The sequence below is a fragment of the Streptomyces sp. NPDC087906 genome, from assembly GCF_055584925.1.
In genome coordinates this window covers 538,646-551,183 of record NZ_JBVJLC010000002.1, presented here as the reverse complement: position 1 = coordinate 551,183, position 12,538 = coordinate 538,646, and the positions used below count along the sequence as shown (strand labels likewise).

Here is a 12,538-nt window from a genome sequence, read left to right as displayed (position 1 = left end):
GTGCACCTCCTCCGTGCCGTTCCAGCCGCTCGGCCTGGTCGCGGCGGGGGACGGCTACGACACGAGGCCACCACCGTCTCCGAACTGCCCGCCGCCTACTCGGACCTGGTCCAGCCGGACGGCGGAGCGGTCGGCGTCTTCCACGAGACGGGCGAGGCCGGTCCGTACGAGCGGATCGAGTACCGCAGGATCCCGCTCGGCGACTTCACGGCGAACGAGAGCTGAACCCCCGGCGGGGGAACCATGGTTGTTCCCCTGCCGGTGCCGCGCGCCGGTCGCTACGGTGACTGGCATGGATGACAAGAACGCGCAGTCCGCCGAGGAGTGGCCGTTACCGCCTTCGTGGATGTGGGGGTGCCACGAGTGCGTCTCGCTGTACAAGGCGATGAAGCGGGCGCCCGAGGTGGTGGACGCGGCGCGCAGGGCGGGGGAGCCGGGGATCGACTACGACCCCATGGACTCGGTGGTGACCACCCAGATCCGGCTGGCCCAGCACATCGCGACCCGGCACACCGATGAGCTGCCCGGCGTGGACGAGTCGTGCGAGAGATGCGTGGCCGACGCGGCGGCGCAGCGGTTCCCCGTCGCGCTCAAGCTGGAGCACCGCGCCCGCCACCTGTTCGCACCGCCCCGTATCGTGGGCCTGATGTGACGGCCGCGGTTGACCACCCCGTCGTGGCCCGAGCCGCAGCGGCGGACCGGCTCGCGGCGGGCTGACCCTCCCGGGGCCCTCGCGGCTGCGCGGCCGGTACTCCCGGCCGGAGCACCCCCACCGGACCAGGAGGAACGAAGAGTGAAAGCCGAGCAGTTGACCGAGGCCGTCGCCGACCACGGCGAGGGACCCGTCTGGGCACCGGAATGGGCAGGGCTGCGCTGGGTCGACATGCTCGCCGGTGACGTCCTCCACCTGGAGCCGTCCGGCGCGATCGGCCGGTGGCATGTCGGCCCCGTCGCCGCGGCCCTGCGGCCGAGGACGTCCGGCGGGATGGTGATAGCGACGGAGCACGACTTCGTACTCGCCGACGCCCCCGGCGAGGAACCCCGGCTGCTCGCCACGGCGTTGAGCGATCCCGCGATCCGCCTCAACGAGGGCGGCTGCGATCCGGAGGGCAACTTCTACTGCGGAACGATGGCGTACGACGAGACCCCGGGCGCCGGGACGCTCTACCGGCTGCGGCCGGACGGCGAGGTCTCGACCGTACTGACCGGGGTGACGATCTCGAACGGTCTCGCCTGGTCGCCGGACGGCACGCGCGCGTTCTACATCGACACGCCGACCGGGCGGGTCGACGTCTTCGACCACGACAGCGCGACGGGCCTGCACAACCGGCGGCCGTTCGTCACGATCCCGGCGGAGGCCGGCCATCCCGACGGGCTGACCGTCGACGCGGACGGCGGGATCTGGGTGGCGCTCTGGGACGGCGCCGCCGTACGGCACTACAGCGCGGCGGGCACGCTGGAGAGCGTGGTCGAGCTGCCTGTGCGCAACATCACCGCGTGCGCGTTCGGCGGCGAGCGCCTCGACGAGCTGTTCATCACCACGTCCCGGCACGGGGACGAGGACCCGCATCCGGCGGCAGGCGCGCTGTTCACGGTCACGCCCGGCGTACGGGGCTTGCCGGTGGCGCCGTTCGCGGGCTGACCGCCATCCGTCGGGCCGGGGCCACCCTGCCCCGGCCCACTCCACCCTGCCCCGGCTCATGTTGACTTCGTCAGACCGGTCTGTCTAGTATCTCGGCTGAGCAGACAGACCGGTCTACTCATCGCGTCTCGCCGATGACGGACGAAGGACTCACCCCATGACGGATCTCGCAGTGCTCGCCGAACCGGCCGTCGGCACCCCGGTGCGCGGGCCGCTACGCGACCGCCGGCTGCCCCCGACCGCCGCGCTGCTCCTGCTGGCGTCGATCACCGTGTCGTTCCTCGCGGGCTCCAGCGCCCCGACCCCGCTCTACGCGGTCTACCAGGGGGAGTGGGGCTTCACCCCGATCACCACCACCGTGGTGTTCGGCGTCTACGCGCTCGCCGTACTGGCCGGGCTGCTGACCCTCGGCAAGCTCTCCGACCATGTCGGCAGGCGCCCGGTGCTGCTGGCCGCGCTCGCCGTACAGGCCGTGTCCATGGTCGTGTTCGCCACCGCTGAGGGCGTCCCCGCCCTGCTGGTCGCCCGGATCGTCCAGGGCGTCTCGACCGGCGCCGCGCTCGGCGCGATAGGCGCCGGCATGATGGACATCAACCGCCCGCGCGGCACCGTCGCCAACGCCGTCGCGCCCGGCGTGGGCACCGCCACCGGCGCGCTCGTCTCCGGCGTCGTCGTCCAGTACCTGCCGGCGCCGACGCACCTGATCTATCTGGCCCTGCTGGCGCTCTTCGCGCTCCAGGCCGTCGGTGTCCTGCTGATGACCGAGACGGTCACGCGCAAGCGCGGCGCGCTGTCCTCGCTGGTCCCCGAGATCAAGCTGCCCCGCGCGGTCCGCCGTCCCGTACTGGTCGCCGCGCCCGTGCTGTTCGCCGTCTGGGCCCTCGCGGGCCTGTACGGATCGCTCGGCCCGGCGCTCGCCCGGGATCTGGTGGGCTCCTCGTCCTTCGTCTTCGGCGGTCTCGGCCTGTTCGTGCTCGCCGGTGTCGCCGTCGTCTCCGTACTGGCCCTGCGCGGACTCGCCCCCAGGAAGCTGATGTTGACCAGCGTCGCCACGCTGAGCGCTGGCATGGCCGTCACCCTGGTCTCGCTCGCCGAGGGCTCGGCCGTCGGCTTCTTCCTCGGTACGGCGGTCGCCGGTGTCGGCTTCGGCAGCGGGTTCCAGGGCGGTATCCGAATGGTCATGCCGCTGACCGAGCCGCACGAGAGTTCCGGTGTGCTCTCGCTCCTGTACGTCGTGTCGTACCTGGGCATGGGCGGTCCCGCCGTCCTCGCCGGGTTCCTCGTCGTCCACGCGGGCGGGCTCCTCACGACCGCGCGGGAGTACGGCATCGCGGTGATCGTCCTCGCCGGGATCGCGCTCCTCGGCCTGCTGCGCAGCAGTCCGGCGCCCGCGCTCGCCGGCCGCCGTTGACCAAGCATTCATGATGCGCCGTCAAAGGACCGACCAAGCACTGACAAAGAGGTGACAAGCCGCTGTCCCGACCTCGTGTGGCGCGAGGTATGGACAGCGGCTTGACCGCGTGCTGTCATACGGCCACGGGTTTCCAACGTTGGAAGGTTCTCCGATGACCATCGCGCGCGGGACCGCACGCCTCCCATGGCCAAGACAACTGACCGCACTGGCAGGGCTGTTGGCGCTCATAGCCACCGCCCTCATCGGGATCGGCTCGACGCCGGCGCACGCCGCCGCCTGGACGCCCAAGCCGGCCCCCATGACCACCCCGTGGACCGGCCAGGTCCCGGTGGACCATCCGCTGCCCGAGTACCCGAGGCCGCAGCTCACCCGGCCCGACTGGGCCAATCTGAACGGCATCTGGGACTTCGCCGTGACCGGCCGTGACGCCGGCCAGCCCGCCACGTTCGGCGAGCAGATCCGGGTCCCCTTCGTCGCCGAGTCCGCGCTCTCCGGCATCCAGCGCAGGATCACCGAGAACGACAAGCTCTGGTACAAGCGCACCTTCACCGTCCCCGCCGACTGGCACGGCCGCCATGTCGTCCTCAACTTCGGCGCCTCCGACTGGCAGACCACCGTCTGGGTCAACGGTCAGCAGGTGGGCGCGCACAAGGGCGGTTACGACGCGTTCAGTTACGACATCACCGCGCAGTTGACGGGCGGTACCAACACCCTCGTCGTCTCCGTCTACGACCCGACCCAGACCGGCGGCCAGGCCGTCGGCAAGCAGCGGATCAACGACGTACTGCCGCACACCGGCGGCGGGATCTTCTACACGGCCGCCTCCGGCATCTGGCAGACCGTCTGGCTGGAGCCCGTCGCCGCGGCCCACATCACCCGGCTCGACATGACCCCGAACCTCGCGGACAGCACCCTGCGGGTGAAGGTCCAGGGCGCGGGACCCGGCGGTCAGCAGGCCAAGGTCACCGTCTCCACCGGCGGCAGGGTCGTCGGCACGGCCACCGGCGCCGTCGGCGCCGAACTCTCCGTACCCGTCGCGAACCCGCACCTCTGGACACCCGACGATCCGTTCCTCTACGACGTGCGCGCCGATCTGAGCAGCGGAGCGACGACCTTCGACTCCGTCGGCGCCTACACCGGCATGCGCTCCATCGCCGTGGCGAAGGTCGGCGGTGTCCTGCGCCCCGTACTCAACGGCAAGTTCGTCTTCCAGACCGGCACGCTCGACCAGGGGTACTGGCCGGACGGCATCTACACGGCGCCGACGGACGACGCGCTCAAGTACGACCTCCAGGCGCACAAGGACCTCGGCTTCAACATGGTCCGCAAGCACATCAAGGTCGAACCCCAGCGCTGGTTCTACTGGGCGGACAAGCTCGGGCTGCTCGTCTGGCAGGACATGCCGGCCATGGACACCGGCAAGTCCCCGGACAGCGCGGCGCGCACGCAGTGGGAGAGCGAGTTCCACGCGCTCATCGACCAGCACCGCAGCTCGCCCGCGCTGATCCAGTACGTCGACCAGAACGAGGGTTGGGGCCAGTACGACCAGGCCCGGATCGCCAACGACGTGAAGGCGTACGACCCGTCGCGCCTGGTCGACAACATGAGCGGCGTCAACTGCTGCGGGGCGGTCGACGGCGGCAACGGCGACGTGGTCGACGACCACGTGTACGTCGGTCCCGGCACCACCGTACCCACCGCCACCAGGGCCGCCGTGCTCGGCGAGTTCGGCGGACTCGGCCTCAAGGTGCCGGGCCACGAGTGGTTCCCCGGCGGCGGATTCAGCTACGAGGACCAGCCGAACGCGGCCGCGCTCAACAACCGGTTCGTGGGGCTCATCGACACACTCAGGCTCAGCCGGCTGCCGGCCGGGCTCTCCGCATCGGTGTACACCGAGATCACCGACGTCGAGAACGAGTCGAACGGGCTGCTCACCTACGACCGGCAGGTCGTCAAGGTCGACAAGGCCCGGGTGAAGGCCGCCAACGAGGCGCTGATCCGGGCGTCCCAGAACCCGCCACCGCCGGTGACCGTGCCCACGGGCCAGTACAGGTCCCTGCGGGTCACCACCCCCGGGTACACCGACAAGTACCTGCGCCACCAGGAAGGGCTGGCCTTCACGACGGTCGTCAACGGCGCGAGTGACGCCCTGCTGAAGAACGACGCCACCTGGAAGATCGTCCCGGGTCTCGCCGGCACCGGCTGCTACTCCTTCGAGTCACGCAACTACCCCGGCGAGTACCTGCGGCACCGGGACTTCCGGATCCACCGCGATCCCAGCGACGGCTCCGGGCTGTTCACGGCGGACGCCACCTGGTGCGCCGTCGCGGGCAGCGGCGGGGTGCGGTTCGAGGCGTCCAACTTCCCCGGCAGCTATCTGCGGCACATCAACTCGGAGGTGTGGCTGGCGACGGCGGGCGGCAGCCACACCTGGGACAACCCGGCGTCGTTCGAGGCCGACACCACCTGGTCGGTGGACGCCCCCTGGGCGCCCTGACGCGGCCGGCCGACGCGCGGGCCGACGACCCGCGCAGGGCCGACGATCCGCGCAGGGCCGACGGCCTGAGCGGCTGACCCGCACGGGCTGACGGATCTCCTTCGGCGGGCCTATGATCGATGATCGATCAACGGCCCGTCGGAGGAGCAGTCATGTCCCGCCCCATCACCGTCGTCACCGGAGGCAGCCGCGGCATCGGCGCCGCCACCTGCGTCCGGCTCGCGACCGAAGGACACGACCTCGCTCTCGGCTACGTCAGCGACGAGGAGGCCGCCGAGCGGACGGCGCAGGCCGTACGCGCCGCGGGCGCCCGCTGCGTCACCGTACGCGTCGACATCTCCGTCGAGGCCGAGGTGGAGCGGCTGTTCGACACGGCCGTCGCACAGCTCGGCACGGTCACAGGACTGGTCAACAACGCGGCCGTGAGCGGACCGCTCGGCCGCCTCGCCGACACCTCGACCGAGGTGCTGCGCCGCGTCGTCGACGTCAACCTGCTCGGACTGCTGCTCTGCTCGCGCCGCGCCGCCAGGGACATGACGGCCGCCGGGTCCGGCGCCATCGTCAACGTCTCGTCGGGGGCCGCCACCCTCGGCAGCCCGGGGGAGTACGTGCACTACGCGGCCACCAAGGCGGCGGTGGACGCCCTGACCGTCGGACTCTCCAAGGAACTCGGCCCCGACGGCGTCCGGGTCAACGCCGTCGCGCCCGGCCTCACCCGCACCGACATGCACGCCACGATGGGCGACCCGGACCGCCCGACGAAGATGGCCCCGAACGTGCCGCTGCGCCGGGCCGCCGAACCGTCCGAGATCGCTGCCGCCATCGCCTGGCTGCTGTCGCCCGACGCCTCGTACGTCACGGGCACGGTCCTGCGGGCCGCGGGCGGCCGATGAGTTCCCGACGCGCGTGAGGTCTGCCTCCACGGCAGAGTTCGGCAGAGTCGTCACTGGAGGTCGTACCGACATGAGTGATGTCCAGCAGCGCGTCCAGCGGGCCCTCGACCGGCTGGTCGACTCGGGGGCCGAGCGCGGGGTGCAGGCCGCGGTGTATCTGCGCGGCGAGCCGGTGGTCGAAGCGGTCGCCGGCGTCGCCGACCCGGCGACCGGCCGGCCCGTCACACCGGCCACCCCGTTCTACAACTTCTCGATCGGGAAAGGAGCCGCCTCCACACTGACGCACCAACTGGTCGACCGCGGTGTGTTCGGCTACGACACCCGCGTCGCCGAGCTGTGGCCGGAGTTCGCGAAACACGGCAAGGACGCCGTGACCGTACGGCATGTCCTGACCCACTCGGCGGGCGTGCCGGGCCTGCCCGCCCGCACCACGGCGGAGGACGTGTGCGACTGGGACACCATGTGCGCGGCGCTGGTCGAGGCGGAGCTGTGGTGGGAGCCGGGTACGGCCGTCGGCTACCACGCGTACACCTTCGGCTTCCTGATCGGCGAGATCGTCCGCAGGGCGACGGGCCGGCCGATCGGGCAGGTCCTGCGGGACGATCTCGCGGAACCGCTGGGCGTCGGCGACGAGCTGTACTTCGGCATGCCACGCGCCGAACACGGCAGGCTCGCCCGGCTGGAGGACGCGGGCGACCCGGCGGCGGCCCTGGCGTCGGTCCCGCAGGACGCGCCGATGTTCAAGGCGTCACCCGCCGCGCTGCTCCCGACCGCCGCACTCGGCAACCGCACCGACATCCTCGCCGCCGACATCCCGGCAGGCGGCAAGACCTCGGCGCGCGCCGTCGCACGGATGTACGCGGCGCTGCTGGGCGGCGTCGAGGACGTCCAACTGATCGCGCCGGAGCGGCTGCCGGAGGTGGCGGCCGTCGCCGCGAGCGGCATCGACCAGGTCTTCGGCAACGCCTCGTCGTGGGCGCTGGGTTACTCGGTGTGGCTGCCGGGCGCCAGGTCCGGCGCCGCCACGACCGCGTTCGGCATGGCGGGTGCGGGCGGGAGTTACGCGTACGCCGACCCGGCCACCGGCATCGCCTTCGCGCTGACCAAGAACCGGCTCACCCAGGACTTCGCCGCCGTTGAGGAGATCAACGGCATCGTGCTCGACGCCCTGGGCGAGAGCTGAGCCTGCCGGTGGCTCAGTGCGTGCGTGTCCACCACACCACGGCGGCCAGCAGTGCGGGTCCGGCCGCGTCGGCCAGACCGACGGCCAGCCGTCGCCCGGCAGACGGCTCCGAAACGGGCTTGGCAGCGGGAGGCCGCCGACGGTGGTGCGGGGAGGCGGTTGGCAGATGGGGAGTGCGGCGGGCGCGACGGCGCTGGGACATGACGGTGCTCCTTGACACAGGTGGACGGTACGGCGCGCCGGGCCCGGCGTGTGGGAACTACGCTGGCCCTCATTCCTGGCCTGTGGCAGCAAGTACCGGACACGTGGGGCACGTTGCCGCTTGAGTCGCTGGTCGCAGGGCTGCCCGGCGCCGCCCCGCGCGCCCGACTCCGGGCAAGCGCCGGGCGGTTGACAGCCGGGTGCGGCGGCGATGGGGAGGAGACGGGGATGGGCGAGCGGAAGAGGGAACTGCACGCGCGGTTACGGGGGTTGCGGGAGCGGGCGGAGAAGGCGCGGCGGGCGGCGGGCAAACCGCACAGCCAGCAGCACGCGCTGGCACCCGCGGTGCGGAAACTGCCGGGCGGCCGGGACTTCGAAGGGAAACGGGCCAGCTCCTGGGCACCGCGGGCCCTGGAGAAGTTCAACGTGCCGCACAGCGGCAGTGATCCGGCGGTGCTGGCCCTGGTCGAGGTCTGGACAGTCTGGGCGGGCGATCGCCTGAACAGGAAGGAGTGGGAGCGCCTGCTGAGGGAGGCCCGAGACGAGCAGGATGCCGAACGCGGAGGGGGTGCCCCGGAGCCGATCGGCGCCGCCGCCTTTCGCAGGCCGGGACCCGCGGCCGGTGCCGGAGCTGGGCCAGGTGCTGGGGCCGGGCCGTCGGCGAACCGGGATTCCGGACTTCCGCCCCGGTCGTCCCACTACACCGGGAACGGCCGCGTACTCGACGCGCTGCTCGACGCACTGGCACCTCACGAGCGGCCGGCTCCGCCCGGGAGCCCCCGTGTGTCCGTGGTGACCGGGATGCCCGGTGTCGGCAAGACGGAAGTCGCCCTGCAAGCCGCGTATACGGGTGCTTCCCGCGGCTGGTTCCCCGGCGGCGTGCTCTTCGCGGATCTGGGCGGATACGCCGCCGAACCCCGCCGACGGAGAAGCGCCGCGCAGGTCCTGGACGAGTTCCTGCACCAACTCGGCCAGGACTCAAGGGCCGGCGACAGCGCGCAGGACCGGTCTGCCGAGTTCCGCGGTGTGCTCGCGGAGCTGGCCGCCACCGACCGACGCGTGCTGCTCGTCCTCGACAACGCCTCCGGCCGGACGGAACTGGCCCCGCTGCTGCCGTCGGACGGCGTCACCCAGGTGCTCGTCACCTCCCGCGAGACGCTGACCCTCGGCCGTGTCCACGAGGTGGAGCCGCTGACGAGCGAATCCGGCGTCGAGTTGCTGCGTCACACGCTGCGGACCGCCCGGGGAGACGGGGACGACCGCGTCGACCGGGAGCCTGCGGCCGCCACCGAGATCGTCACGCTGTGCGGCGGGCTGCCCCTGGCCCTGACCATCGCCGGCGCGTTCATCGCCGCCTCACCCGTGCTCGGCGTGGACCGGTACGCCGGCCTGCTGCGGAACGAGCACAGCAGGCTCGGCCGGCTGCGCAGCGGGGACATCGCGGTCGAGGCGGCCTTCGACCTGTCCTACCGATCCCTCTCCGACCGCGAACGCGAGGTGTTCCGCCTGGTGTCCGCCAACCCCGGCCCCGGCTTCTCCTCCGAAGCCGCGGCTCATCTCACCCGCATCGACGCCGGCATGGACAACGACCATATCGACGACACCGAGATCCTGCTCCACGGCCTGGCTGCCGCCCACCTCATCGAACCCGGCGCGACCGAGGGGCGCTGGCGGATGCACGATCTGATGTTGTTGTTCTCGGTGCGCCGAGGAGAGGAGCCGGAGCAGGCCGCGAAGGACCGGCGGGACGAGGCCGTCCAGCATGTCCTGCGTTACTACGCGCACTGGGTCCTCCTGGCCGCCGAACTGCTCGCCGACCCCTTGTCGTCCAAGAGCGGGGGGAAACCCTTCTCCACCGTCGGGTACGCGCTGGGCTGGTGCGACTTCGAACGGGCCAATCTGTTCGCCGCCGTCCGGAGCGCGTCGACCCGCTCCGTGGACCTCGCGGTCACGCTGTGCACCGGACTGGAGGTCTACGCCGCGCGACAGCACCTGTTCGAAGACATGTGCATCGCGGCGCAGACCACGCTGGCGGCCGTCCGGGCGACGGGCCACTCACAGTACGAGGCGCGGATCCTCTGCGGTCTCGGCAATACCCTGGCGGGTCTGCGTCGCCACGACGAGGCCCTCGCGGCGTACCAGGAAGCGCTCGACACGGCCGGCCGGTCCGGGGAGACCAAGCCGGGGGCTTTGATCGGCATGGGCAATGTGCTCACGGAGATCGGCCGGTTCGACGAGGCGATGGAGATCTTCACCGGGATCATGGAGCAGACCGACGCGGGGACCTCGCACGACTTCGGGGACGTACATACCAACTTCGCCGGCACTCTGTTCCGCATGGGCCGGCACGCGGAAGCGCAGACTGTGGCCATGAAGTCCCGCGACATCCAGCGTGGACGACGCAACCCCCTCGGCGAGGGTATGGCGCTCAGCGTCCTCGGCGCTGCGCAGATCGAACTAGGTGCCTTGACGGAGGCCGAGGCGACGCTCGTCCGCTCGTTGAATCTCCTCCACGACTGCGGTGACCGGACCAACGAAGTGAAAGTCGCCAACTCCCTGGGGTGCGTGTACCGCGACCTGGGCCGGCCCCGTGAGGCCGCTTACATCCTTACCGCCGCGTGCGACATGTGCCGCACGACGGGCGATCTGCCGACCCTGGCGATGCTGCTCCGCAATCTCGCCGAGGTCTTGCGTGACACCGAGCAGCATTCCGAGGCCCTGGAGGCGTGGGAGGAAGCCCGGGAGCTGCTCTCGGCTCTCGGTGACGACCAGGGCGCGGCCCAGGTGGAGAGCAAGATGGTGCTCAGCCGGTGGTTCGGCGGCGACCGTGCGGGCGCCCTCTCGCTCGCCGCCTCGACACGCGAGTCCTTCCGAGCGCTGGAAGACCGTGAGAGTGAGGCCCGACTCGACTGCCTCACCTCCGGATTCCTCCGCGAGGAGGACCGGTTGGACGAGGCATTGACGGCCGCGCGCCGGGCCGAAAGCCTCGCGCGGGACGTCGGCAACGCCTGGCTCGTGGCAATGGCGCAACGAAAGGCGGGCGAAGCCCTGTGGGCCGGCGGACAGCTCGACGCCGCCGTCGAGCCTCTGCGGCAATCGGTCGCCGGCTTCCTGGAAATCGGTTCCGCGCAGGAGACTTGGGCCTCACGCAACAGCCTGGGCAGTGTCCTGGCGCTGGCCGGCCGTGAGGAAGAACTCCGCAAGGTGTTGTCCCATGAGCGTGACGGGTGAGAGCTTGCCGGTGTCGGCCGGCCGCTGGATCAACGGTCAGGTGCTGTACGACGCCGGCGCCATCTGAAAGAGCCCCGCACTCCGGCCACCCGCCCGGCGGGGCTGTCAGGGGCTCGGGCATGATGACCCTCTCCCCTTCGGCGTCGTCCAGAACTGGATCCCATGAGCGTGATCAGCGTCGGCCAGGCCGTGATTCTCGGTGCCGTCGAGGGGGTGACGGAGTTCCTGCCGGTCTCGTCCACGGGCCATCTGAAGATCGCCGAGGGGCTGATGGGCATTCCGGTCGACGACGACTCGGTGGTTGGCTTCTCCGCCGTCATCCAGGTGGGCGCGATCGCCGCCGTGCTCGTGTACTTCTTCAAGGACATCGTGCGGATCGTCGGCGCCTGGTTCCGGGGCCTCGCGCACCAGGACGAGCGGCGGAACCACGACTACAAGTTCGCCTGGTGGGTCATCTACGCGACGATCCCGATCGTCATCGTCGGTCTGGCGGCGAAGCCGCTGATCGAGGGGCCGCTGGCGTCCCTGTGGGTGGTGGCGGCCTCGCTGATCGTCGGCAGCGGAGTGATGTGGGCGGCCGACCAGATGGGCCGGCACAAGCGGAGCGAGGCGGACACGACGTTCAAGGACGCGATGCTGGTGGGCAGTTCGCAGATCCTCGCGCTGCTGTTCCCCGGCTTCTCCCGGTCCGGCGCGACGATGTCCACCGCGCTCATCCTCGACCTCGACCGGGTGGCGGCCACCCGGCTCTCCTTCTTCCTCGGCATCCCGGCACTGACCGGCGCCGGGATCTACGAGCTGAAGGACGCGCTCGGCGCGGGCGTCGGCGCGGCGCCGCTCGCGGCGGGCACCGTCGTCTCGTTCGTGATCGCGTACGGGTCGATCGCCTGGCTGCTGAAGTTCGTCGCCAAGCACTCCTTCAACGCCTTCGTGATCTACCGCATCGTGATCGGACTGCTGCTCTTCGGCCTCCTGGGCGCCGGCGCCCTCAACTGACGAGCGCCGGCTCAGCCGTCGATGGCCTCGGACACGTCGCCGTAGATGTTCAGTATCTGGTCGGCGCCGGTGACGCAGAGGAGCCTGCGCAACTGTTCCGGGGGCGCCACGATCCGCAACTGGGTCGACTGATGGGCGCGCAGCAGCAGATTGAGGAAGCTGGAGTCACCAAACGTGACGCCGCTGGTGTCGAGGATGATCACCGGATGGCCCGCTGCCTCCTCCAGCGCTTCCTCCACGGGGCCGAGCGTGTCGGTGTCGAGATCACCGTGCGCCGCGATGACCCAGGTGTCCTCCAGGGCGTACTGGGCACCGAGGGCCTCCGCGGGAGGCTGGCTGGGGACGCGGGAATCGTCGTTCTCCGGCGTGCGAGGTCTGGGCACACCGAAAGTATGCCCGTACGGGACGGACAATGCGCCCCCGGCTCGGCATATTCATAGCTTGGCGCCCGCCGGCCGTACGCCGAGATCGCCGCCTCCTC

Annotated in this window: 10 protein-coding genes; 9 read left to right on the top strand and 1 reads right to left on the bottom strand. The window is 71.1% G+C overall.

The window, feature by feature from the left end:
- The 9 genes from ACZ63I_RS07770 (at position 1) to ACZ63I_RS07730 (ending at position 12,057) form a co-directional block, all read left to right on the top strand.
- The gene (locus ACZ63I_RS07770; protein WP_469336401.1) at positions 1-225 is read left to right on the top strand and encodes a sialidase family protein; all 225 of its coding nucleotides are present in this window, start codon (positions 1-3) and stop codon (positions 223-225) included.
- Between the two features lie 67 nt (positions 226-292).
- Entirely contained in the window at positions 293-652 is a 360-nt protein-coding gene (locus ACZ63I_RS07765) for a hypothetical protein (protein WP_469336399.1), read from the top strand.
- 141 nt (positions 653-793) lie between these two features.
- Positions 794-1,642 (top strand): SMP-30/gluconolactonase/LRE family protein, encoded by an 849-nt coding sequence (locus tag ACZ63I_RS07760; protein ID WP_469336397.1) that lies wholly within the window; start codon positions 794-796, stop codon positions 1,640-1,642.
- 157 nt (positions 1,643-1,799) lie between these two features.
- The gene (locus ACZ63I_RS07755) at positions 1,800-3,053 is read left to right on the top strand and encodes an MFS transporter (protein ID WP_469336395.1); all 1,254 of its coding nucleotides are present in this window, start codon (positions 1,800-1,802) and stop codon (positions 3,051-3,053) included.
- Between the two features lie 154 nt (positions 3,054-3,207).
- Positions 3,208-5,553 carry an AbfB domain-containing protein gene (locus tag ACZ63I_RS07750; RefSeq protein WP_469336393.1) on the top strand — a complete coding sequence of 782 codons (2,346 nt, stop codon included), beginning with the start codon at positions 3,208-3,210 and terminating at the stop codon, positions 5,551-5,553.
- A gap of 152 nt (positions 5,554-5,705) precedes the next feature.
- On the top strand, positions 5,706-6,446 hold the full coding sequence (locus ACZ63I_RS07745) for an SDR family NAD(P)-dependent oxidoreductase (protein ID WP_469336391.1): 741 nt from the start codon (positions 5,706-5,708) through the stop codon (positions 6,444-6,446).
- Positions 6,447-6,516: 70 nt separating this feature from the next.
- Positions 6,517-7,629, top strand: a complete 1,113-nt coding sequence (locus ACZ63I_RS07740; RefSeq protein WP_469336389.1) for a serine hydrolase domain-containing protein — start codon at positions 6,517-6,519, stop codon at positions 7,627-7,629.
- Between the two features lie 429 nt (positions 7,630-8,058).
- Positions 8,059-11,061, top strand: a complete 3,003-nt coding sequence (locus tag ACZ63I_RS07735; protein ID WP_469336387.1) for a tetratricopeptide repeat protein — start codon at positions 8,059-8,061, stop codon at positions 11,059-11,061.
- 162 nt (positions 11,062-11,223) lie between these two features.
- Positions 11,224-12,057 carry an undecaprenyl-diphosphate phosphatase gene (locus tag ACZ63I_RS07730; RefSeq protein WP_469336386.1) on the top strand — a complete coding sequence of 278 codons (834 nt, stop codon included), beginning with the start codon at positions 11,224-11,226 and terminating at the stop codon, positions 12,055-12,057.
- A gap of 11 nt (positions 12,058-12,068) precedes the next feature.
- Here ACZ63I_RS07730 and ACZ63I_RS07725 read toward each other — a convergent pair whose 3' ends face one another.
- The gene (locus ACZ63I_RS07725) at positions 12,069-12,440 is read right to left on the bottom strand and encodes an STAS domain-containing protein (protein WP_469336384.1); all 372 of its coding nucleotides are present in this window, start codon (positions 12,438-12,440) and stop codon (positions 12,069-12,071) included.
- Positions 12,441-12,538 lie beyond the last annotated feature (98 nt).